The following is a 25108-nucleotide window of genomic DNA, read 5'->3' on the forward strand; positions in this document are numbered from 1 at the left end:
GTTGATAGTTCCTGCTCCTTTTGGAGGAGTTCCCTATAATTACAAGTACAACGGTAAGGAACTGCAGGAAAGTGGTATGTATGACTACGGAGCGAGATTTTATATGCCAGATATTGGAAGATGGGGTGTGGTGGATCCTTTAGCTGAACAATATCGTAGATGGTCACCATACAATTACACGATGAATAATCCAATCCGTTTTATTGACCCTGATGGCCGTGGTGTGACAAGTACAGGAGTAAAAGATAATAAGGATGGAACATACACTGTAGTAAATGCCAAAGATGACGGTAATAATGGAATTTATTTAGCTGACGACAAAGGGAATTATGATGTTAATACATCTCATCATATTGCCAACTCTCTGACACCGCGTTCTTTTATGGGAGACGATAATAAAGCTGTTGAAGGGGCTGTAATAAGTCCTGGTGATTTGAGTGGTAATAATTTTCTTAATGATTTGATGGGACCTAATGAACCTAATATTTTTAACTATATGGCGAATGGAAAAGGTAATGAAAAATATGATTTTAAAACAAATGGACCTAATGGAGAAGTAGGAGGAACAGATCAAAGGCCTGAAGGAATGACAGTGACACAATACACATATCGAGGTCTGCTATTTTCAGTAAATACAGGAGATAAAACAGATAATGTAACCGTAATTGCTTCAGCCAGAGATATTGGAAACTTTGGAGCAGGCTATATTGCAGGAAATAATGGTTTAACTTGGGGGACTGGAAGATTAGGATTTGACGCTCTTCAAAGTTGGCAGCAACGTAGCTTTGCTACTGAAGGACAAACCACCCAAATGGCACAAAAAGTAGGACATAGTCTTGGTTATAAAAAAATATACTGAACGACGTGTTAATGCTTATAAATCTCAATCTTCAAATCCATTACGTGGTCCTAAATAATATTGATTATGAGAAAAATATTTAAGACACTTATTATATTGGCTTGTCTTAGTATAGGCTTATTTCTTTGGTCAGACCAGCGTCGTTCCTTTTTCAAGACATCAAATGGAGAATATGTTACAATGTGGAAGAGATGGGGTGGAACTTGTTATTTAATTCCTGGTAAATATTATGGGATTGCAAGGCCAAAAGATGGGTATATAAAGACATCGAATCGAGGTTATTTTACTTTTTACTATAGTAATAGATTACCGAATCTTATTTTAATAAACAAAGAATCAGAAGATAATTATGAAATATCTAATTCAGTTAATAAAAAGTACTCGTTTGCAGACTATATATCAAATAAAGAAAAATACAAACCAATAATTTATAAAAAAAATGCAAAAAAATTCTCTGATATAAATAGAGATGCTTCTTTTTTAAGCATAAATATACTGGAGGGTTATGCTACTAATGAAACAGGAGAAATGCAGAGATAAATGATACAAAAAAGGCACTCTTTAGATAGTGATGGTCGGAAGAAATTCCGACCTTTTTTATTTTTTTTAACTTTGCACTTGATCCAAGATCTCCACCTACAAATACGATTAGAATTGCAGTAATATACCCTGAAGTTCCATTGTTATATATCTTTTTGTGGTTTTATAGCCCAAATTATTTGCTCTTTTGTAAATCAAGAGTAGCATAGAAGTAATCATTGTTATATAGATCATTACTGGATCTGTCTCAAAAGCTGGTGGGAATGTTTAGTAGGTGTATCTTTGTATTATGCTAAGAGATAATGAACTTCTTAAATTATTACTTCCGGAATTTTAATTGAATACTTTAATATCCTCCCCGCTGGTTCTAGCGTCTCGCTCGTGCCCGTAATTAAGAAAAAGCTACTGCATAAATAGTGGTTTTATCCGTTACACTTCTTATTATATAGGGATAATTTTCATTAGGAGTTTATATTCTATGATCTTCCTTGTTGCTACGTAAGGTTTATTCATATAAATTTTGCTTTTATAACTTCATGATATAAGTTTTCTTTATTTTAATATTCCAAATTTTTTTTATTTTATAATATTGTTATATATTAATATATATCAATGTGATAGTGGAATTAGGGTAATGAGCTTAATGATGGGTAATGAGCACAAGCGAGCCCCCGCTCTCACACGATTGTATCGTGTGCTAGATGAAAAGAAGAGATTATCTCACTTTTGATACAGTCTCTTTTTATCTTTTTTTTAAAAAACTATACAGATATACAAGGATGATCATCCGAAGTTGATAAAAAAAAATTATTGTAAACAATATGAAATGAACAGCTTATATTTTCATATCCCAAAAATATGTATATTGTATTACCAAATTAAAGCGTAATCCGAAAAGCATATAGAGTAGGAGAAAATCAAAAAATATTACTATGAAAAACTTAAGAAAACTTTCAAAAAGAGAATTGAAAACTGTTCAGGGAGGTATCCCAATGTGTCTTGCAGGATACTTCTGGTGCTCACTGGAAAGAAAATGTATCCCTGTTGGATCACCATGCGGGCTTATTATCGATTAACTAATTAAAAATAGTAAAAAAGGCTGTCTCAGAAATGAGATAGCTTTTTTTATGTGCTGACCACCAATCGACTTAGGAATCAGGAGCGTTAAGAAAATTTCAATGTAATCCGTGAAAAAATTTCCACTGTCTGAGCATGGGGCTTGCTCAGTACCGAAGCAGAACCGAATGATTCATGCGAGTTTGGAAATTTTAGGAGTACATTTAAATTTTTAGCGGATGATTCCCGTCTTGAACTTTTGCATACTTTTGCTTCAAGGCAAAAGTATAAATGAAAAAAATGTTATTTTGCAATCTTAATTACAGAACTTTCGTGCGATCCAGAACAAATTATATTCTTGCTGTTGGTATCATTTTTTTGAATGTTATAATATTACTGGTAAATATATATATAATAAGAAATGGTTTTCGTCTCTTTGAAGGAGGCTTAAATTTTTCTACCCTGTTAATGATTTCAAATGTTTTTATCTTTCCTGCAGCTGCAACATTTTTCAAAAACTTAAGAGGTGAATTTATAATATTAGCACTGAACATATTAGGAATAGTTATAGCCATTTTAGGAACTTTCCTAGCTTTTATGATGATAACAATTCAATGCTAAAGGTAGATTATTGCGTTAATATCTGACCTAGGAATCAGGAGCATTAAGAAAATTTGAATGTAATCCGTTAAAAAAATCCGCTGTCTGAACATGGGACTTGTTCAGAACCGAAGCAGAACCAGATGATCCATGCGAGTTTAGAAATTTTAAGAGTACATTCCAATTTTTAGCGGATGATTCCCGTCTTGAACTTTGTATACTTTTGTTTGACTACGTCGAATCTTCGATTTCAAGACAAAAGTATAAGTATAAATTATGAATGAAAATCATCAGATCTGGATTTTCATCTCTCACTGAAAAACCGTATTTTTGTACATCTAAAAAGTAAAAGAACGAATGAATTCCTACAAAAATCCATTGGAAGAGCGCTACTCCAGTGAAGAAATGTTATTTAACTTCTCACATAATAACAAATTCCAGAATTGGAGAAAGCTTTGGATAGCTCTTGCTGAAATCGAAAAAGACCTTGGACTTGAAATTACAGACGAGCAGATCGCTGAGTTAAAAGCTAATGCTGAAAACATCGATTATGAGAAAGCAGCAGAGTACGAAAAAAAATTCCGTCATGATGTAATGGCTCACGTTCACGCTTATGGGGATGTGGCGCCTTCAGCAAAAGGAATTATCCACCTGGGAGCAACTTCAGCTTTTGTAGGAGACAATACAGACTTAATTCAGATCCGTGACGGGCTTTTAATCTTAAAGAAAAAGTTGGTGAACGTGATGAAGAACTTAGCAGACTTTGCTATTCAATATAAAGACCTTCCGACTTTAGGATTCACACATTTCCAGCCGGCTCAGCTTACAACAGTTGGGAAAAGAGCTACGCTTTGGTTACAGAGTCTGGTTCTTGACATCGAAGAACTGGATTTCTTCCTTGAAACCCTACGTTTCAGAGGAGTAAAAGGAACAACAGGAACAGCTGCAAGTTTCCTTGAGCTTTTCAACGGTGATTATTCCAAAGTAAAACACTTAGATAAAGAGCTTTCAAAAAGATTTGGCTTTGATAAAGTTTTCGGAGTTTCCGGACAGACTTACGATAGAAAAATTGATGCAAAAGTAGTTGCTTTATTGGGAAATATTGCACAATCTGCGCATAAATTCACAAACGATTTACGTCTGCTTCAAAACCTTAAGGAAATTGAAGAGCCATTCGAGAAAAACCAGATCGGTTCATCGGCAATGGCTTATAAGCGTAACCCAATGAGAAGTGAAAGAATCGGAGCATTGGCAAAATATGTAATGTCTCTGACAACAAGTTCTGCAATGGTGGCCTCTACACAATGGTTTGAAAGAACATTGGACGACTCTGCCAACAAGAGATTAACCATTCCTCAGGCGTTTTTAGCTGTGGATGCTATTCTTTTGATCTGGAACAATATTCTGAACGGAATTGTTGTTTATCCAAACAGAATCAACAAACATATTATGGAAGAGCTTCCTTTCATGGCGACAGAATACATCATCATGGAAGAGGTAAAAGCGGGTGGTGACCGTCAGGAAATCCACGAGGTAATCAGAGTTCATTCTATGGAAGCTTCCAAGAAAGTGAAAGAGGAAGGAAAAGAAAACGACCTTATTGAAAGAATCCTGAATGATAATTCTTTAAAACTAGACAAATCAAAACTGAAAGAAGTTTTAGATCCTAAAAACTTTATTGGTTTCGCGCCGATCCAGACGGAGGAATTCATCAAAAATGAAGTGCAGCCGATTATAGACCAAAACAAGGACTTAATTGGATTGGAAGCTGATCTTAAAGTATAAAACAATATGCAGTCTTTTGGGCTGCATATTTTATTTAATTCGTATGAAGATTTACCTGTTTTTTATTTTATCTTTATTTCCTGTGATGATATTTTCTCAGGATTTAAAACCTAATAAAAAAATCAGATCCGATGCTGATTTTAGCCATATGGTTTCAGGGATTACCGCTCCTGTTAGTTTGGGTGACTTTTCCAGGACGGCATTGTTTACAAACTCCAAAAATGATAGTGTTTTTGCTGCAGAATATGAAAATAAGAGTAACGATGCATTATTTAAATTCAAAATTATTCCGGCTTTTCTTGACGAAGAAAGGCTTTTAAATCATTATTATAGAGATTTAGCTGAAAGAAAATATACTCCTAAAGAAAATGAAAAAGTAAATAAAGGAGTAACCTTTAAAGATGGAAAGTTCAAGCTTCACGGAATCAGCAGCTATTTTCACCATCTTAACAGATTGATTAATGTAAGAGTTTATGATGCAGGTTTTTGGGTTTTTATTTCAGAAATAAGCCAAAAAGGGAATGATACTTTAGTTCTGGATAAAATGCATGACGAATTTTTAAAGAATTTACAACCAGCACAAATTGTACAAAATAATCCTTTAACAAGATATTCGAATATTATTTATGCACCTGTTGCTGCTCGTGACACGGTATTATTAAGAATCACCATGAGTAGTGCTACAAATAAGATGAAATGGATATATGAGAATATTGATAAATATGAAAGAGCTTCAGGAATTCCTGGAATACTTTTAGATTTTCACATGGCGGGAATTAATGGTTTTATAGATTATAAGACGAAAAAAAATTCCACACCAATTAAAGAAGGTAATTTCACAGTAGATAAATTGATTTCGTTCTTCACAAAACTTAGAAATGATGGTTTCACAGACGAATATTTAATGGAGCAGTATAACTATTTATTAAGTCCGCCAGAAAATCATCAGTTTGATTATGAAGGTTATCAAAAGTGGAAGCTAAACAATTCTATAGACTATGATGTTGCTAATAAGTATTATATTATTGTAAATTCGCGTAAGAAAACAGATCTCACTAAAGACGAGTAAATTAAGCTTTGAAACCATCTCCAATTCAATGAAAAAAATACTTTTAACCATCATACTGATACCAATCATTTCTTTTTCTCAGGCTAAAGAAGGTTTACATTATTTCAAATCCAAAGATTCTTTAGTAGGAGTAAAAGATAAAGCAGGAAAAATAATTGTTCCTGCACAGTTCAAAGTCTTTTCATTCCTAAAAGATGAAGATCCTGTAGAAGGAGAAACCATTCTTTTTGACGGAACTAAAGAAGGCGAAGAACCGGAGAAAAATGCATGGGGCTATGTGTATGACAGAAATGGAAAATTCCTGTATCAGCCTTTCCTTTTTGACAATGGAGCAGATTATTTCTCTGAAGGGGTAAGAAGACTGGTTAAAAATGGTAAAGTAGGATTTGCAGACCGAAACGGAAAAATTGTCATTGAAGCTGAGCATAATTTTGCATTCCCCTTCAATTACGGTTATGCTGCATTTTGTGACGGCTGTGATTGGGAAAAAACAAATGACGAGCACAGATCCATTGTAGGCGGAAAATGGGGAGTGATGAATGTCAAAGGAGAAACGGTTCAGCCATTGGCAAAACCATCAGAAAAGGATGTTGAAATAGACGGGAAATACTACCCGAACCCGTTTCAGTACAATGAAAAGGAGAAGAATATCCTTCAGTTCTTTGAAAAGCAGAAGAAAAAACTGTCAGATCTTTATTATGTGAATTTTTATGACAAATTATCTGAAAAAGAAAAGAATCTGTTTTTTGAAATCGTAGAAAGACCAAAAGAAAATTTTCCCTATTATCAGGTGAATACTTATAATGATAGGAAGAAAGATTTAGATATGCTTTACCGCTTCAAGTTTCTGGTTTCAGAAGATGGTAAAACATTTTATGCCATTGAGGATTTTAATGAAAAGAAAGTTCCTTTTGAAAACTGGCTGAAAGAAGAAATAAAAAATGCAGAAGACTTTCAGAAAGAACATAAGGATAATCCGAATAAATTTATAAACAAGTAGCAGAATTTACTCAGAAGATGAGAAAACGTATAATAGTATTGATGCTAGCTTTGGGATTTGTGAGAAATTATGCACAAACAGATAAAGCGGTTTATTCAATCATTGATGCAGCTGCTCAGGAAGTGGCAAAAGAATCAAAAGCATACTCTGTTTCTGTAGGTGTTGTAAAGGATGGGAAAATTTATATCAAACACTTTGGGGAGATTGATAAAGGAAAAGGTAATAAAGCAAACGATAGTACTTATTTTGCGATAGCTTCCATTACCAAACTTTTTACAGGCCAATTGCTGGCGCAAGCTGTGTTGGATGGAAAAGTAAGCCTTGATGATGATGTACGTAAATTTCTGAAAGACCCTTATCCAAACTTAGAATACAATGGAGTTCCTATAAAAGTGAGAGATTTGATTTCGTATGAAACTGCTTTGCCTAGAAATCTTCCTATTGATGATGAACTGAGAAAAAATATGACGGATGAAACCGCTTTTTTATACAGTAATCTGGTGGAAGGATATACAAAGGAAAATTTTAAAAGAGAATTGGCTACTGTAAAATTAGAAGCAGAACCTGGTACAAAATATAAATACAGCAATACAAGCCTGGAATTAACCGGCCTTATGCTGGAAAATATATATGGGAAAAGCTACGAAACCCTTTTGAAAGAAAATATCTTTTCAAAAAATGGGATGGATCATACCAAACTGGAACTCGGTAAAAATGAAATTCAGGCCAATGGATATTTTGAAAATGGTCGTTTGATGCCAGTCTCAAAAAGTCTTTTATGGGGAGCAGGAGGGTCTAAAACTCAATCCACAATGGTAGATATGGTGAAATTTTTAAAACAAGAGCTCAACTCAAACAATAAAATAGCACAGGAATCTCAAAGAAATATTGATAATAGCAAAGAAGCGTGGGTTGGATATTTCTGGGACAAATATCTGATTACAGAACATGGTAAAAGAGGATATAAACATGGTGGGTCTTTTGGAATAAACAGCTTATTTACAGTATTTCCGGAGTTGAATATCGGAGTCTGTATCATTGTGAATGTCAATGGAGCTGAAACATTTTCTGCACTTTATCATGGTACCAGCAGTTTAGTGGGAGATCTTATTTCCACTTCAGATAAAAAACAGGTATATGGATATACTGTGAAAGGAGATAAATTGATCTTCTCTTATGCTCATCCTGTAAATTTAGATGCTGGCCTTCTTCATACCGTCTCTGTAGCAGGAAGTTTCAATGACTGGGATTCCGAAAACAAAGATTATCAAATGGTACAAAAGGATAAAAACCACTATGAATTGGAAGTTCCGGTATCTCGTTTTGAAAAAGGAAAAACGTATTCTTTTAGATTGGTATTGAATAAAGAAGAATGGATTGGAGCCTCTAAAAAAACATCCAATAATGATGGTACAAAAGATAATAATCTGGCATTTGTTTTATAAGAAAAAGTTAGAGGAAAAAGAAAGTAAAAGAGTAAATTTGTACAGAATAATGATTGGAGGGAAAATCTCTTTCAAAAATTTCCAATATAGATGGGTTTAAAGAAAAAACTTTAACTCAGAAAAAGTAAAAAAGAAAAATAAATCTAATATTAAAAATCTGACATCTAATTTTTAATAATGTTACAGAATCAAAATCATCAACAATTAATGACCGATCTTAAGGAGCTGGTAGACAAGACAAGAAGTCAGGTCGCTGCTCAGGTAAACTCGGCAATGGTGGTTTTGTACTGGGAGATAGGAAAAAGAATAAATGAAGATGTTTTAGATAATAAGAGAGCAGAGTATGGTAAAGAAGTTATTGTACAAATCTCTCAACAACTTACCTTAGAATTTGGAAATTCATTTTCTGAGAAAAATATCCGAAAAATGATGCAGTTTGCGTCTGTTTTTAGTGATTTTAATATTGTCGCATCAGCGATGCGACAATTATCATGGACTCACTTTCTGCTTCTTATTCCTATTTCGCAAGATACTAAAAGAAACTTTTATCTTGAAGTTTGTAAAATTGAAAATTGGAGTGTCAGAGTCTTGAGAGAAAAAATCAATTCTCTGCTTTTTGAACGAACAGCAATAAGCAAAAAGCCTGAAGAAATAATAGATAAAGAACTGAAAAACTGGTCTGAAAATAATATTTTAAACCCTGACTTAGTTTTTAAAGATCCCTATTTTCTAGATTTTTTAGAATTGAAAGATACCTTTTCTGAAAAAGATTTAGAAGAAGCCATTATCGTAGAACTTCAAAAATTCATTTCTGAATTAGGAAGTGATTTTGCATTTCTTTCAAGACAGAAAAGAATCACAATAGATAACAGAGATTACTATCTGGATTTACTTTTCTATCATAGGAAATTAAAGTCTTTAGTCGTTATCGAACTGAAATTAGGTGAATTTGAAGCCAGCCATAAAGGGCAGATGGAGCTTTATCTCTCATACCTTAATAAATATGAAAAAGTAGAAGGTGAAAACCCTCCCATTGGTTTAATACTTTGTTCCGGGAAAAATTCCGAACATATAGAACTCATGAATCTGGAAGGGGATAATATAAAAGTAGCAGAATATTTACTTATCTTACCTTCAGAAAAAGTTTTGCTTGAAAAATTGCATCGTTCAATAGAGATAGCAAGAAATAAATTTGAAAATAAAAAATAAATCTAATATTAAAAATCTGACATCTAATGTCTAATAACAAAAGAATTTTCGTAGAAAAAAGAGGAATTTTCGATGTTGAAAGTCCAAAAATTTTTGATGAAGTAAAAGCGGTTGTCCCGGCAGTTCAAAGTGTGAAAGTATACAATGTGTATGATATTTTCAACCTGAATGACGGAGAATTTGAAAAAGTGGTGAACAACACTTTCGTAGACCCTGTTACTGATATTTTACATACAGAAAACCCTGCAAAAGCTATTCATTTCGGGATGGAATTTTTGCCAGGTCAGTATGATCAGAGAGCAGATTCTGCACAGCAGTGTATCGCTTTACTGACAGAAAATGAAAAATCAAAAGTAAGAAGTGGAAAATTAATCGAATTTGAAGGAGTTTCTGAAGCGGATTTGGCTAAAATCAAAGACCTTTTGATCAACAAAGTAGAATCTCAGGAAAAAGACTTATCCATTCTGGATATTCCTGCAGATGAAACCCCGTCAAAAGTAATTATCCACGAAAACTTCATCAATTTCAATGATGCAGAACTTGAGAACTTCTATAACAGCCACGGCTTTGCATTAGGATTGGATGACCTGAAATTCATTCAGGAATACTTCAAAACTGAAGAAAGAAATCCTACGGAAACAGAATTAAAAGTATTAGACACCTATTGGAGCGACCACTGTCGTCACACGACATTCGAGACAGAATTGTCAGACATTCAGTTTGAAGGTCAGTTCAAACACACATTGGAAACTATTTTCAATGATTATATCGAAAAAAGAAAATTCTTAGGCCGTGAGCTGAAGCCAATTTCCTTAATGGACCTGGCAACAGTATGCGGTAAATATTTCCATAAAACAGGGAATCTTGATAACCTTGTTATTTCTGATGAGATCAATGCATGTACCATTCAGATCGAAGCAGAATATGACGGTAAAAAAGAACCTTGGTATTTATTATTCAAAAACGAAACGCACAATCACCCTACGGAAATTGAACCGTTTGGTGGAGCATCTACTTGCTTGGGAGGTGCTATCAGAGACCCGTTATCCGGAAGATCTTTCGTTTTCCAGGCGATGAGATTAACGGGAGCTGCAGATGTTTTGGAATCTGTTGACAAAACTTTACCAGGAAAACTCCCTCAGAAAACCATTACCAAACAGGCTGCCAACGGATATTCATCTTATGGTAACCAGATCGGTCTTGCCACTACAATGGTTTCTGAAATCTATGACGAAGGCTACAAAGCCAAGAGAATGGAAGTAGGTTTCGTTACAGGAGCTGTTCCTGTAGACTGGGTAAGACGTGAGAAGCCTGAAAATGGTGACTCTATCATTATCTTAGGAGGAGCAACAGGTCGTGACGGAGTAGGAGGAGCAAGCGGAAGTTCAAAAGAGCAGGACGAAACTTCTATCCACACGATGAGTTCTGAAGTTCAGAAAGGAAACGCTGTAGAAGAGCGTAAAATCCAGAGATTATTCAGAAATCCTGAGGTAACAAAGCTGATCAAAAAATCAAACGACTTCGGAGCAGGAGGAGTTTCTGTAGCAATCGGTGAAATTGCAGACTCTTTAGAAGTAAACCTTGATGTATTACCATTAAAATATGAAGGATTAAACGGAACCGAGCTGGCTATTTCCGAATCTCAGGAAAGAATGGCGGTAGTTGTGGATCCTCAGGATAAAGAAAAATTCATTAAATTCTGTGAAGCTGAAAACATTGTTGCGGTAGAAGTAGCAAAAGTGACAGATTCAGGAAGAATGCAGATGTTCTGGAAAGGAGACAAAATTGTAGACCTTTCAAGAGCTTTCTTAGATACCAACGGATGTTCAAAATCTCAGGAAGTGAAAATCACTCACCTTGAAGAAGTAAAAGAAGAAACAAAAGCTTTCACAGCAGAAAACTTCCTGAACATCTTAAAAGATAAAAATGTAGCTTCCCAGAAAGGACTGCTTGAAATGTTCGACTCTTCAATTGGGGCAACCACAGTAGCAATGCCTTTAGGTGGTAAATACCAGCAGACCCTTATGGAAGGAAGTGTGCAGACACTACCGATCTTAGGAGCAAAAGATATTAAAACCGTTTCTTTGGCGAGCTGGGGATTCGATGCTGAAATCTCAAAGCAAAACTCACTGTTAGGAGCATCTTATGCTGTTGTAGAGAGTGTGGCGAAGATTGTGGCGATGGGAGGTGATTATAAAAACATCAGACTAAGCTTTCAGGAATACTTCGAAAAATTGGGGCAAAATCCTGAAAAATGGGGTAAACCTCTAGCTTCACTTTTAGGAGCTTACAATGCGCAGATCAATTTAGGTCTTGCAGCGATTGGAGGAAAAGATTCCATGAGTGGAACCTACCAGGATCTGAATGTTCCGCCGACCTTGATTTCTTTTGCATGTGCCAACGGAGATAAAGAAAATATCATCTCTCCTGAATTGAAAAGTGCAGGGAACAAACTGTATTTCTTCAATCACGTTGCTCAGGAAAGCGGACTTCCAAACTATGATGCTTTAAAAGAAGCTTTTGAATTCATTTTCGAAAACATCAAAGCAGGAAAAATTGTTTCTGTAAAAACAGTGAAAGAAGGAGGTTTGGCAGTAGCTTTAGCAAAAATGAGTTTCGGTAACAGATTAGGAGCTGAAATCAATGCTGACGAAGCTGTTTTATTAGCTAAAAATATCGGTAGCCTGATCATTGAAACTAAAGAAGAATTAAGCTCGGCTGCTCTTCAGTTGATCGGAAAAGTAGTTGAGGATGAAACTTTGAGCATCAACAATTTCAAATTTCAAATTTCAAATCTTGAATCCAGTTTCACTTGTACATTCGAGAATCTCTTCCCTACTGTAGAAAAAGAAAAGATCACGGTTGAAATTGATGAAAAATCAAACTCAATCCATCCAAGAAATATCATCATCAAAAAACACGGAATCGCACAGCCGAAAGTATTTGCTCCGGTATTCCCGGGAACCAACTGTGAGTATGACACGCTGAATGCATTCCAGAAAGAAGGTGCTGTAGTAAGCAGCTTGCCTTTAATCAATATCAATCATCAGTTACTGGATGAAAGCATTGATGCATGGGTAGAAGAGATCAGAACTTCTCAGATTCTGGCATTCTCAGGTGGTTTCTCCGCAGGGGATGAGCCGGATGGTTCTGCAAAATTCATTGTCAACGTTCTGAAAAACGAGAAAATGAAAAATGCAGTTCATGAATTATTAGACAGAGACGGAATGATCATTGGGATCTGTAACGGATTCCAGGCGCTTGTGAAATCAGGATTGTTACCTTACGGAAGAATCAAAGATCTGGATGAAAACTCTCCAACGTTAGCTCACAATGCGATCAGAAGACATATCTCTCAGATGGTTACTGTACAAGTAGTGAATGATGAAAGCCCTTGGTTAAAAGGAATGAAAGGACAAACTTTCACAATTCCGATTTCCCACGGAGAAGGACGTTTCATGGCTTCAGAAGAAGAGATTAAGAAATTATATGAAAACGGGCAGATTGCTACCCAATACATTGATCTTGACGGAAACATCGCACACGGAATGCCATTCAATCCTAATAACTCTTTATTTGGAATCGAAGGAATCACCAGTCCATGTGGAAAAATCTACGGAAGAATGGGCCATCCTGAACGTTTTGCAGAAGGTCTCATGAAGAATATACCAACCGCGAATTATCACAACATATTCAAAAACGGTGTTGAATACTTCAAATAACAATACAAGAAAAATGATCGTCATCCATGGCGGTCATTTTTCGTCTTTAAGAGGTTTCTACGAAGAAGTTTCCAGTGTTCTGATGAAAGATACAGACTGGAAAGTAGGGACATTAGATGGTTTTGATGACATCCTTTACGGAGGGTTTGGAGTAATCGAAGGCAAAGAAGAAATTGAAATCATCTGGAAAGAATCAGAAAAGTCAAAAGAAGACCTTGGTTTTAATGCCACCCGTGAATTCTATGAAAACAAGATCAGACAGGGAAAACCCTTCAATACAGAACTCATTCAACAGAAATTAAATGAATTGATCGAAGGAAAAGGACAAACACTTTTTGAAATCCTGATTGAAATTATAGAATCACATATGAATATTACGCTGAGCCTGGAATGATGAGTATTGAGTAATGAGTGGAAATTTTTAAACGATGAAATTTTCCAGCTAGCTTCGTCCAATCAACTTGTTGATTCCTTCTTTGCTTCCTTGAATCAACACACTCACAATAAAAATCTTTGCGTCAAAAAAACAGAATATATTATTAACCATTAAGAATAATAAAGATTATAAGGAAAGTTAAGATTCATCGATGATGAATAAAGTAGGCTGCTAATTAATAGCTGTGCTATTACCTTAATACTTCTTCACTCCTTCAAAAATCTTAATGGTTCAAATAAGTTTATTCGACCAGGGTACAAATTGGTCGATAGCTAAGTGAAACGCCCTTGCGAACGAAAACATAAAAGTTAATACCATTAGCGCCTTTTGCGCTAAAAATCATATAAATTAAGGAGAATTATTTCCCTTAAACAATTTTTTCTTAATACTTTTACTTCAACAAAACAGGAAACAATAAAGTTCAATGAAGAAAATTATTTACGGGCTGTTCTTCGGTGACAGCATTACCTATGGAGAATATGACGGAGTTTTTGGCGGATGGGTAGATATTCTGAAAAGATATGCCCTGCAGAAATTTCATGAAGGAAATGGAGATGAACTGATTCTCTTCAATCTCGGAATAGGAGGAGAAACCACAGAAGGATTACTCAAAAGAATTCCTCATGAATTGGCTGCAAGAAATTCTGCTGATGGAAATATCGTTTTTCTAAGTTATGGAGCCAATGATCTTGCGGTAAAAGATGGAGTACAGATCGTAGATCCTGAAAAATTTAAAACCAATATCAAAGAAGCTGTTGCCCATGCCAGGCAGTTTTCCAATACCATTTATCTCGTAAGTATTCTTCCTTTTTCTCAAAAAATAGATGGAGTAGTGGTAAGTTCAGGGAAGAAAAGAATCAACGAAGATGTTGTCACATATAATCAGATTTTGAAAAATATTGCGGCAGAAGACTCATTGGGATATATAGATTTTTATTCTGCTTTCCTAGATGATAAAGAAATTCTGCTTTCTGCAGACGGTGTACATCCAAATGAAAAAGGCTATGGAATGATGGCCGAAATCGCAATACCAATCATTGAAAAGTATCTGTAATGCCTAATTTATTTTCTTATGGAACCCTGCAGAAAGAGCAGGTACAGCTTGAAACTTTCGGAAGACATTTGCAGGGTGAAAAAGATGTTTTATCAGGCTACAAATTAAACATGCTTGAAATCACAGATCCTGAAGTCCTGAGAAAAAGCGGCCAGAAATACCATCCTGTACTGGAGTTTTCAGGAAACAATGAGGATGAGATAGAAGGAGTACTTTTTGAAGTGACAGATGAAGAGATCCTCCAGGCAGACGAATATGAAGTAGATGATTATAAAAGAATAGAAACAGTCTTTAAATCCAGGAAAAAAGGATTTATCTATGTCGGAAAATAGTTTCTCATCTTTTAAAACATTGTCATTCCGGGCAAAGCAAGGAATCTAAATATGAAGTTTTCTCACAGCTTTTGCAAATGGAGTAACTTTTAGACTTAATATGTGCTTTTCTACTAATATGACCAATTTAATATTCAATAGAAGTGGGCTTTAGTCCACTTATCTTATAAAATAAATCCATTGGCTTTAGCCCAAATTTAAAAAAAACTACTGACATACCCTTGTCACAACCTGTTTTTATCTTTGTCATAACAAAAAATCAAGATATGAATAAAGTAAAAATCGGACCTTTTAAGGTAATCGGTATTGCAGTAAGAACAACCAATGAAAATGGACAGGCAGGAAAAGATATTCCTGTACTATGGGAAAAAATGATCAGCAAGAATATTGTCAATTCAATTCCAAATAAAATAGACAATACCATTTATTCTATCTACACCGATTACGAAAAAGACCATACAAAGCCTTATACAACAGTTCTTGGATGTAAAGTGGAAAACCTAGATAATATCCCGGAAGGAATGGTCGGCTATACTTTTGATGGAGGAGAATATCTGAAATTTACCACAAAAGGAGATCTTTCAAAAGGGTTGGTTATCAACGAATGGTTAAAAATCTGGGAAATGGATTTGAACAGAACATTTACCGCCGATTTTGAAGTGTATGGAGAAAAAGCACAAAATCCTTCAGATGCCGAAGTAGATATCTTCATCGCTGTAAAATAAAAAAGTGAAAAATCTCATACTTTCACAGACCTTTGAACTGAAGACGTGATATTCCCCTCCTTTGGAGGGGTGTCAAAAATTCAAAGAATTTTTGACGGGGTGGTTTAGCAGCATTTTTCAATAATTCCCCCATTTTAACTGAAAACATATTTCCCATACACCAAGACTCCGACAATCACAGATGCAATGGCCGTCAGCAATACAGCTCCGGCAGCAATGTCTTTAATAAAGCCAATTCTTTTGTCGAAATCAGGCTGAATGATATCACAGATCTTTTCAATAGCGGTATTAAAAATTTCAGCACTTAAAACAGCGACTGAAGCGATAATAACCAAAGCGGTGTCTGTGCTGCTCAGGTTGAAATAAAAAATAAGGAAGAGATTGACAAAAAATGCCAGAAGCTCAATCTGGAAATTTCTTTCTGTTTTAATCATCATAAAAACACCCCGGAAAGCATTGAGAAAACTTTTATGGATGGGAGGTTTTTGCATAATTTTAAACTTTTGAGACAAAGATAGTCTTTGTATTTTGATAAAATAGAGTTGCCCGAAGAAATATAAGCATAATATCAAGGCTCAAAACAAATTAAGGATCTTTGTTAAAAACTCCTCCATATTATTCTTTTCTTTGTTGTATCTATTTATTATATTTGTAGAAACTTATTTTATAAATCTATGAAATTTATTATTTCAAGTGGTGAACTGCAGAAGGCTTTGCAAACTGTAAGTGGCGTAATATCAAGCTCTCAATCGAGACCGATTTTAGAAAACTATCTTTTTGAATTAGACGGAAATAATGTTACCATTACAGCATCTGACGGTGAGACAACTCTTGTTACTTCCCTGGAAGTAAAGTCTGATGATACAGGTAAATTTGCTGTTCCTGCTAAAATTTTTCAGGATTTTATCAAGACATATGGTGAACAGCCTCTGACATTTGTTGTAAAAGACAATGCTGAAGGTACCGGAAGCCAGCTTGAGATTTTAGATGAAAAAGATAATTTCGCAGTAGCATTAGACAATGCTGATGACTATCCTGAATTACCGGAATTCGACGCTTCCCAAAGTGTAACAATGCCGGCAGGAGTATTGTCTGAAGCATTGACAAACACACTATTCGCTACAAGTAACGACTCTCTTCGTCCGGTAATGACAGGAGTGCTTTTCCAGTTTGGAGAAAATGAAACCAATTTCGTTTCTACAGACTCCCACAGATTGGTGGTATACAAAAGAGCAGACCTGATGAATGCTGAGCCGATGGAGTTTATCATGCCTAAAAAGCCTCTTAACATTTTCAAAAATATCCTGGCTAGTTCCAATGAAGACGTTACCATCGACTTCAATGAGAATATGGCTAAGTTTACTTTTGGTAAGCATATCTGGATCTGCAGACTGATTGACGGAAAATATCCGAACTATACTGCGGTAATTCCAAAAGAAAATCCAAATGTATTGACCATCAACAGAAATCTGTTGTTAGGAGCTATCAAAAGAGCATCTATTATGTCTAACAAATCTACCAACCAGGTAAGATTCAAGCTTTCCGGAAATATTCTTCACCTTCATGCAGAAGATACTGAATATGCCAACAAAGCAGACATGCAGATTCCTTGTGATTACAACGGAGAAGATATCAATATCGGATTCAGCTCAAAATTCTTAACAGAAATGCTGACGATTTTAGGATCTGACGATATTACCATGAAAATGTCTCAGCCTAACAGACCGGGGATCATCGAACCTCTTGATGGTCTTGAAGAAAACGAAAATATCTTAATGTTATCAATGCCGGTTATCGGATTGTAATAGTAAGATAACAAATAATAGAAAGCCGGAATTCTCCGGCTTTTTTTGTAGTCTGCTCTCTGACTTATAGTTGTAAATAGGGGCTAATCGACTTAGGAATCAGGAGCGTTAAGAAAATTTAAATGTAATCCGTTAAAAAATTTCCATTGTTTGAGCATGGACAAAATTTAGAACCGAAGAAGAACCGGACGATCCATGCGAGTTTGGAAATTTTAGGAGTACATTCAAATTTTTAGCGGATGATTCCTGTCTTGAACTTTTGTATACTTTTGCTTCAAGGTAAAAGTATAATAAGAAAAAAGCATTTAATAAACATGAAAAAAATAACAACTCTTATTCTATTATTATCATCTATCACTTTATTTTCACAAAATAATATCAAAGTATATCATGAGAAGAAAGGAGATACTTTGAGCCTTTATGCAGATAATAAGGGAATTTACCCGATGTCTTTAGTGTTTTCAGGATCTCCGGAAGTAGAAAATATGAGAATACCACAACCATTTAGAACAACACAGGTGATTCCTGCTAATTCAGTGAAAAATAAAGTAGGTTACTTTATTGTCGATGATAAAATGAAAGGATGGAAAGTGAAAAAGATTCCGGGCTATATGATGTATATCGGAGATGTTACTTTAAAGAACTATGATAAAGATTATCATTATGATTTACCTTTTAAAAAAGGAAAATCATTTAACATCTATCAAGGATATAATGGAACTTTCTCTCATCAAAATGAAAATTCTTTAGATTTTACAATGCCGGAAGGTACTGAAGTCATTGCTGCCAGAGAAGGGTTGGTAACTGATCTTGTAAGCACCAGTGATATAGGCTGCCCAACAAGAAGTTGTGTAGATAAAGCAAATTATATCACTGTTCTGCATCCAGACGGAACGTTTGCACAATATTATCATTTAAAGCAAAACGGTGTTAAAGTACATATTGGAGATCAGGTGAAAAAAGGAGATGTCATTGGATTAAGTGGTAATACAGGGTGGAGCAAAGGGCCTCATTTGCACTTTGTATGCTATCTTCCCAGAGTGGAAAATGATAAATACAGAGAAACAATCAAAACTCTTTTCAGAACTGGTGACGGAAATAAAAATGAATATTTGACAGAGAAAAAGACGTATTCAAAAGAGTATTAAACAGATAGTGTTATTTGTGAATCATTAGCGTCATTAGTGTTTAAATTAACTCATCATGGAAATAAAAATACAGTCTTACCACACCTCAGATTTTTCCGCAGAGTTCACAACCGAAAATTACAGCGTGTTTCTATGGAAAGGTTCCGGTGTTTTCTCAGTAGATGGTATTAATTATTCTTACAGCGGATACAATATTCTCTTTCTTTCTCCTTATCAAAAGGTAAAGCTGGTTTCGGAATCTGATGAAAATATCCACGTGCTTTTCTTTCACGGAGATTATTACTGTATAGAATATCATAAAGAAGAAGTGGCTTGTAACGGACTTCTTTTCAATAATATTTATCTGAATCCCGGGGTTGAACTGTCAGAAGAAAACTTCAATTATATTCTTGAGCTTTTTAATCATATTAAAAAAGAAGAATCTGAAAAACATCCGTTTTCGGAATCCATTATCAAGACCTATATCCAGCTTATTCTTGCCATTGGAAGCAAACAGAAAAGCAGTATTGAAAACAATGTGGTTTCTCACGAAAAGCTTCCCAATAAAAATGCTGCAGAATTTCAGAAACTTCTGGAAACATATTTTAAAAATGAAAAAGAACTGTCATTTTACAGCGATAAGCTAAACATTACCAATAGTACATTAAGCAAGGCAGTAAAGAAAGAATTCTCCAAAACACCCACTCAGCTTATCAATGAGAGAATTATTCTGGAATCTAAAAAACTACTACATTTAACCTACAGATCTGTAAAGGAGATTGCTTCTGAACTGGGATTTGAAGATGAATTTTATTTCAGCAGGTATTTCAAAAAGTCAGTAGGCTGCTCACCTAAAAATTACAGAGAAAAAGTAGGGATCTCCGTGGTGGCGAAAATGTCCATGTAATGTCCTGAAATGTCTATGTTGGTGCTGCAGGCATGTGAATACCTTTGGTAAAAAATAAATCACATGAAAAACAGCAGACTTTATCACCAATTATTACAATGGGATACGTACTTCTTCAATTTTCTCAGAATTTCAATTTTCATCGTCATGGCCTGGATTGGAGGCTTGAAAGCCTTTCATTACGAAGCTGATGGAATTGTACCTTTCGTAGCCAACAGCCCTTTGATGAGTTTTTTTTACAAAAATGCAAACCATAAAGTGCTTAATGAAGATCAAAAATCGGTTAAAGAATATACTTTGTACAAAAATCCGGAAGGAAAGGTAGTTCAGAAAAATATTGACTGGCATCAGAAAAACAGAACGTATGCGTTCTCCTATGGCTTGGGAACAATGATTGTTGTGATAGGAGTTTTGGTAGTATTGGGAATCTGGTTTCCTAAAATTGGAGCTGTTGGAGGCGCTTTAACATTTTTAATGTCACTCGTTACCCTGTCATTCCTGATCACTACTCCTGAAGTTTACGTCCCCAATCTGGGTGGAGACTATGCAACTCCTCAATATGGATTTCCATATCTGTCAGGGGCAGGACGTCTTGTACTAAAGGATATTATCATGATGGCTGCAGGGCTGGTGTTATTTTCTGACAGTCTGAAGAAGCTGGTAGGTCCGTCGGATCAATAGATTCCCGAATCAGCAGCACAAAGATTAACGAAAATTTATTATCTTAAAATCGCTTGTAAATTTCTCTATTTCTCAAAAAAACACGACATTTGTAGCTCGAAAAATCACACCGGAAAGGGTGTGGGATTTCAAATAAAAGTTTCAAAATAGAGCAGATAAAACCTTAGGGTACATCTGACAAATTAAATAAGTAGATAGATTAACAAATGAAAATATCAAACAACTGGCTGAAGGACTTTGTAAAAACGGAATCAAAAACTGAAAGAATCGGTGAATTCCTTACAGATATAGGTCTTGAGGTTGAAGGGATAGATAAATTTGAAAGTGTAAGAGGCAGCCTGGAAGGAATTGTTGTAGGTAAAGTACTTACCTGCGAAAAGCATCCTAATGCTGACAAACTGAAGAAGACAACTGTAGACGTAGGAAACGGAAAAGTGCTGAACATTGTTTGCGGAGCTCCTAACGTAGAAGCGGGGCAAACTGTTCCTGTAGCCGTTGTCGGAACAAAAATCTATGACAAGACCGGAAACTTTTTTGAAATTAAAGAAGCAAAAATCAGAGGTGAGGTTTCTCAGGGGATGATCTGCGCAGAAGACGAACTAGGTCTTAGCGATGATCATGGAGGAATTATGGTGCTGGATGAAACAAAATATGAAGTAGGAAAAAACTTTGCAGACTATTTTGAACTGACCAATGATGAGGTATTTGAAATCGGATTAACGCCGAACAGAACAGATGCCATGTCTCATTATGGCGTTGCCAGAGATTTACATGCCTACCTTTCTACAAACCAATTGAAGTCGCAATTTAATAAAGTTGCTTCTGAAGTTTTGAATAATGAAGGAACACATGATTTCAAACTGGAAATTGAAGATGCAGAATTGTGTCCAAGATATATCGGAGCCGTTATTGAAGATGTAAAAATAGCAGAATCACCATCCTGGTTGAAAGACAGACTGAAAGCGATCGGATTAAGCCCGATCAATAACGTTGTAGATATTACCAACTATATTCTTCACGGGTACGGACAGCCGCTTCACGCATTTGATGCAGATAAAATTGCAGATAAAAAAGTGAAAGTAGGTGTAGTAAAACCGGGAACGAAATTCACGACTTTAGATGGTGTTGAAAGAACATTAAATGGTTCTGAAATCATGATCAAAGATGGTAAAGATAAGCCGATGTGTATTGCCGGAGTATTCGGTGGCGAGAATTCAGGAGTATCTGATACTACAAAAACAATCTTCCTTGAAAGTGCTTACTTCAACCCGATTGCAGTGAGAAAAGGAGCAAAAGCGCATAGCTTGAATACAGATGCTTCTTTCAGATTTGAGAGAGGAGTAGACCCGAATCTTACAAGAACAGCCATCACTCACGCTATTAAAATGATTCAGGAAATTGCTGAAGGTAAATTGGTAGGTGACTTATTGGAAGAATATCCTAAGAAAATAGAGGACAATTATGTGATTCTTAGATTCTCTAAAATTGAGCAGATTTTAGGAACAAAAATCCACAGAGAAAAAGTAAAGGAAATCTTAAAAGCATTGGAAATTCAGGTTTTAAATGAAATCCCAAATGGTTTCGAAATCTCCGTTCCTGCGTACAGAGCAGATGTAACAAGAGAAATTGACGTGATTGAAGAGATTTTAAGAATCTACGGATACAATAAAATTGATGCTCCACAGAAGATTTCGTTTACTCCTGTTAAGCTAAGTGCTAACGATCAGGACGAACTGGAAAGCAGCTGGGCAAGAACTTTACAAGGTCTTGGTTTCAATGAAGTAATGAACAACTCATTAACTTCTGTGAAAGACGAAACAGATGCGGTAAAACTATTGAACCCTTTAAGCGGTGATCTGGCATTCATGAGAAAGTCTTTATTGGAAGGACTTCTTCAGAATACAGTATATAACATCAACAGAAAAAATCAGGATATCAAGTTCTTCGAATTAGGAAAAATTTATCACAAAAAAGATAAATACGAAGAAAGAAAACAACTTGCATTATTGGTTTCAGGAAGAGATGTTGCAGAAAACTGGCTTCAGCCAAAATCTGCAGTAAGCTTCTATAACCTTAAAGCTTATGTAAAAGTTTTATTGGAAAGATTAGCTGTAAATTATAAAGAATTAGCTCTAACTGATGACAGATTCTCTGATGCATTGGTATATGAAGCGGATGGTAAAGCATTGGTAAGAATCGGAAAGGTAGCGCCTGCTTTATTGAAAGACTTTGATATTGATCAGGAATGTTTCTACGCTGAAATTGAACTGGAATTTGCTCAGGAATTGCGTTCTAAAAATGAATTGAAATTCAAAGACATTCCGAAGTTCAACAAAATCAGAAGAGACTTAGCTTTATTGATTGATAAAACAGTTAACTATCAGGATTTATACCAGACGGCTAAAAAGAACAAATCTCCATTCATTAAAAACATTAATCTGTTCGATGTGTATGAAGGTAAAAATCTTCCTGAAGGTAAGAAGTCTTATGCCATGACCTTCGAGTTGTTAAACGAAGAAAAAACACTGGAAGAAAAAGAGATTACAGAAGTAATGGATTCTCTGATCAAAGCTTTCCAGAAAGAATTCAACGCTGAGTTGAGATCTTAATACTTGAAAATATATTTCATTAATAAATAGAAACGGACTTTTTTAAGTCCGTTTTTTTTTTGTTTTTTAAGTTTAATAAAAATGTATTAATATGTTTTGGCTAAAGCCAAATGAATTTTTGTGGATAGAAAAACGGGCTAAAGCCCGTTCCTATTGAATTGCATTAGTGATATTAGTGAAAATATTAGTGTTATTCGTGTTTAAAATGGAAATTTTGTATAAAAACACTCTATCCACAGCCTTTGTCACTCCGTAGAAGTCTCAGGGCTCTTTATAAGCTAATTGTAATAGAGATTCCTTTGGAATGACAAAGGCAACGTTACAACTTTAGTGCAGATAAAGTTCTTATGTATTAAGGCTTTCAATCCTTTTTTGATCATCAAGAGCATAAAAATAATTCTGAAAATTATTCAAAATACAAGATGTTAAAGAATAATAAAATTCACGGCAGCCCGTTTAAATAATATAATTTCCGTAAATTTGGGTTAATTCAAAAAGAAAAAAATGAAAAATCTTTTTTTAAGTATATGTACAGCTGCAGTATTGGCTTCATGTGGATCTATGACAAGCCCGTCTGCATCTAAAGTAGGAAAAGCTCAGCCTGCTCTTGCCAGCACAAAATGGACATTGGCTGAAACGGTAAAAGGTAAAGTTCCGACATTGAATATTGAAGGAGAAAAGATCACCGGAAATGCAGGATGTAACAACTATTTCGGAACGGCTACCATAGATCCGTCTACAGGAAGTTTTACAGCCGGACAGATGGGATCTACAAAAATGATGTGCAGCAACATCGGGGTAGAACAGAACTTTATGGATATGATGGGGAAAGCTAACAAATATGTGGTTTCCGGAAATACTTTAGAATTGTACAAAGACAATCTTTTGTTATTGAAATTCACTAAATCAGAATAAAAAAACAAAAGGAACTCAATTGAGTTCCTTTTTTATGTTTAGAGTGTTATTAATCTTCCTCTTCTTCGTCGTACTTAGCCAACTCTTCATCGCACCATTTGAATGCTGCTTCTACTACTTTAGTAGCCTCGTCTGCCATCGTTTCTTCATCATCACCTTCAAGATCATCTAACCACTCAACTTCTTCTTCCTCAACGTTTAAGATAAATCTTGGATATTCTGTATGAACTACGAATAGATCCTCTGGAAATTCCGAATTATCTGCTAATAAAAACTTTGGTAATTTCATTTTTTTAATGTTTTAACTTTCTCAAAGATAATTAAAATTATTGATTTAAGATGACTTCAAAAACATTTTTGAAACTTTTTCAGCTTTTTTGCTTTCAGAATAATCGTAGAACCCTTCTCCAGATTTTACACCCAGTTTTCCGGCTGTCACCATGTTAACAAGCAATGGGTTCGGAGCGTACTTAGGATTTTTGAAACCGTCATACATAACGTTCAGAATAGCAAGACATACATCAAGACCAATAAAGTCAGCCAGCTGAAGCGGACCCATCGGATGAGCCATTCCCAGTTTCATTACCGTATCAATTTCTTCTACACCAGCCACTCCGTTATAAAGGGTTTCGATCGACTCATTGATCATTGGCATTAGAATTCTGTTCGCCACAAAACCAGGGTAGTCATTCACTTCTACAGGAACTTTACCCAAAGTTTTACTCATTTCATAAATGGCGTCAAAAGTCTCCTTGGAAGTTGAATATCCCTTGATAATTTCTACCAGTTTCATAATAGGAACCGGGTTCATAAAGTGCATTCCGATTACTTTATCAGCTCTTTTGGTAGCCGCAGCAATTTTTGTGATAGAAATAGAAGAAGTATTGGTTGCAAGGATACAGTTGGCAGGAGCCAGTTCATCCATCTGACCGAAGATCTTCAGTTTAAGATCAAGATTTTCAGTAGCAGCCTCTACAATAAGATCTGCAGAACCTGCAGCCTCATTCAATGCTGTAAAAGTTGTGATATTACCTAAAGTTTCAGCTTTTTGCTCCTCTGTAAGGTTCCCTTTTGCAATGATTCTGTCAAGATTGGTAGTAATGGTTTTTAAACCTCTGTCCAAAGCTTCCTGGGATACATCTACAAGATTTACTTTAAAACCGCTTTGTGCGAAAGTATGTGCAATACCATTTCCCATGGTTCCCGCTCCGATAACTACAATGTTTTTGATC

Annotated in this window: 22 protein-coding genes; 19 read left to right on the forward strand and 3 right to left on the reverse strand. The window is 35.3% G+C overall.

Annotated features, from left to right (window positions below; translation table 11 throughout):
* From AC5YGI_RS17285 to AC5YGI_RS17345, 13 genes are all read left to right on the forward strand, one after another.
* Positions 1–859: RHS repeat-associated core domain-containing protein (locus tag AC5YGI_RS17285; RefSeq protein WP_496169047.1), on the forward strand; the 859-nt coding region annotated here is incomplete at its 5' end.
* Positions 860–925: 66 nt separating this feature from the next.
* Complete coding sequence (locus tag AC5YGI_RS17290) at positions 926–1399, forward strand: hypothetical protein (protein ID WP_330746900.1); 474 nt, start codon at positions 926–928, stop codon at positions 1397–1399.
* 932 nt (positions 1400–2331) lie between these two features.
* Positions 2332–2475 carry a bacteriocin-like protein gene (locus AC5YGI_RS17295; RefSeq protein WP_156121528.1) on the forward strand — a complete coding sequence of 48 codons (144 nt, stop codon included), beginning with the start codon at positions 2332–2334 and terminating at the stop codon, positions 2473–2475.
* 937 nt (positions 2476–3412) lie between these two features.
* Positions 3413–4840, forward strand: coding sequence for an adenylosuccinate lyase (purB, locus tag AC5YGI_RS17300; protein WP_002977968.1), 1428 nt, complete (start codon positions 3413–3415; stop codon positions 4838–4840).
* A 43-nt stretch (positions 4841–4883) separates the two neighbouring features.
* A complete protein-coding gene (locus AC5YGI_RS17305) occupies positions 4884–5909 on the forward strand; it encodes a hypothetical protein (RefSeq protein ID WP_496169049.1) in 1026 nt (341 codons plus the stop codon).
* Between the two features lie 28 nt (positions 5910–5937).
* Positions 5938–6909, forward strand: a complete 972-nt coding sequence (locus tag AC5YGI_RS17310) for a WG repeat-containing protein (protein ID WP_496169050.1) — start codon at positions 5938–5940, stop codon at positions 6907–6909.
* Between the two features lie 17 nt (positions 6910–6926).
* A complete protein-coding gene (locus tag AC5YGI_RS17315; protein ID WP_330746895.1) occupies positions 6927–8354 on the forward strand; it encodes a serine hydrolase in 1428 nt (475 codons plus the stop codon).
* A gap of 207 nt (positions 8355–8561) precedes the next feature.
* The gene (locus AC5YGI_RS17320) at positions 8562–9563 is read left to right on the forward strand and encodes a PDDEXK nuclease domain-containing protein (protein ID WP_309513485.1); all 1002 of its coding nucleotides are present in this window, start codon (positions 8562–8564) and stop codon (positions 9561–9563) included.
* A gap of 26 nt (positions 9564–9589) precedes the next feature.
* Positions 9590–13285 (forward strand): phosphoribosylformylglycinamidine synthase, encoded by a 3696-nt coding sequence (locus AC5YGI_RS17325; protein ID WP_330746893.1) that lies wholly within the window; start codon positions 9590–9592, stop codon positions 13283–13285.
* Positions 13266–13679, forward strand: a complete 414-nt coding sequence (locus AC5YGI_RS17330) for a barstar family protein (protein WP_330746892.1) — start codon at positions 13266–13268, stop codon at positions 13677–13679. Before AC5YGI_RS17325 ends, AC5YGI_RS17330 begins: the two co-directional genes overlap by 20 nt.
* 466 nt (positions 13680–14145) lie before the next feature.
* Entirely contained in the window at positions 14146–14775 is a 630-nt protein-coding gene (locus AC5YGI_RS17335) for an SGNH/GDSL hydrolase family protein (protein WP_330746891.1), read from the forward strand.
* A complete protein-coding gene (locus tag AC5YGI_RS17340) occupies positions 14775–15107 on the forward strand; it encodes a gamma-glutamylcyclotransferase family protein (RefSeq protein WP_330746890.1) in 333 nt (110 codons plus the stop codon). The genes AC5YGI_RS17335 and AC5YGI_RS17340 overlap by 1 nt, the downstream gene beginning before the upstream one ends.
* Positions 15108–15373: 266 nt before the next feature.
* The gene (locus tag AC5YGI_RS17345; RefSeq protein ID WP_330746889.1) at positions 15374–15832 is read left to right on the forward strand and encodes a GyrI-like domain-containing protein; all 459 of its coding nucleotides are present in this window, start codon (positions 15374–15376) and stop codon (positions 15830–15832) included.
* 134 nt (positions 15833–15966) lie between these two features.
* Here the strand turns inward: AC5YGI_RS17345 and AC5YGI_RS17350 are convergent, their stop codons facing one another.
* Positions 15967–16323, reverse strand: coding sequence for a diacylglycerol kinase family protein (locus tag AC5YGI_RS17350; RefSeq protein WP_330746888.1), 357 nt, complete (start codon positions 16321–16323; stop codon positions 15967–15969).
* Between the two features lie 183 nt (positions 16324–16506).
* Between AC5YGI_RS17350 and dnaN the strand changes: the two genes are divergently transcribed.
* The 6 genes from dnaN (at position 16507) to AC5YGI_RS17380 (ending at position 23876) form a co-directional block, all read left to right on the forward strand.
* Positions 16507–17637 carry a DNA polymerase III subunit beta gene (dnaN, locus tag AC5YGI_RS17355; RefSeq protein WP_034699704.1) on the forward strand — a complete coding sequence of 377 codons (1131 nt, stop codon included), beginning with the start codon at positions 16507–16509 and terminating at the stop codon, positions 17635–17637.
* Between the two features lie 314 nt (positions 17638–17951).
* Positions 17952–18785, forward strand: a complete 834-nt coding sequence (locus AC5YGI_RS17360; protein WP_330746887.1) for a M23 family metallopeptidase — start codon at positions 17952–17954, stop codon at positions 18783–18785.
* A gap of 55 nt (positions 18786–18840) precedes the next feature.
* Positions 18841–19671 (forward strand): AraC family transcriptional regulator, encoded by an 831-nt coding sequence (locus AC5YGI_RS17365; protein ID WP_330746886.1) that lies wholly within the window; start codon positions 18841–18843, stop codon positions 19669–19671.
* Positions 19672–19734: 63 nt separating this feature from the next.
* Positions 19735–20352, forward strand: coding sequence for a DUF417 family protein (locus AC5YGI_RS17370; protein WP_330746885.1), 618 nt, complete (start codon positions 19735–19737; stop codon positions 20350–20352).
* A gap of 206 nt (positions 20353–20558) precedes the next feature.
* A complete protein-coding gene (gene pheT, locus AC5YGI_RS17375) occupies positions 20559–22961 on the forward strand; it encodes a phenylalanine--tRNA ligase subunit beta (protein ID WP_496169055.1) in 2403 nt (800 codons plus the stop codon).
* 504 nt (positions 22962–23465) lie between these two features.
* On the forward strand, positions 23466–23876 hold the full coding sequence (locus AC5YGI_RS17380; protein WP_047433591.1) for an META domain-containing protein: 411 nt from the start codon (positions 23466–23468) through the stop codon (positions 23874–23876).
* Positions 23877–23925: 49 nt separating this feature from the next.
* Here the strand turns inward: AC5YGI_RS17380 and AC5YGI_RS17385 are convergent, their stop codons facing one another.
* Both AC5YGI_RS17385 and AC5YGI_RS17390 read right to left on the reverse strand, forming a co-directional pair.
* A complete protein-coding gene (locus AC5YGI_RS17385) occupies positions 23926–24165 on the reverse strand; it encodes a DUF8828 family protein (RefSeq protein ID WP_002977986.1) in 240 nt (79 codons plus the stop codon).
* Positions 24166–24210: 45 nt separating this feature from the next.
* A complete protein-coding gene (locus AC5YGI_RS17390; RefSeq protein ID WP_202844343.1) occupies positions 24211–25107 on the reverse strand; it encodes a 3-hydroxybutyryl-CoA dehydrogenase in 897 nt (298 codons plus the stop codon).
* Position 25108: the final 1 nt, after the last annotated feature.

The sequence above is a fragment of the Chryseobacterium sp. CS3K3.1 genome (genome assembly GCF_059515165.1).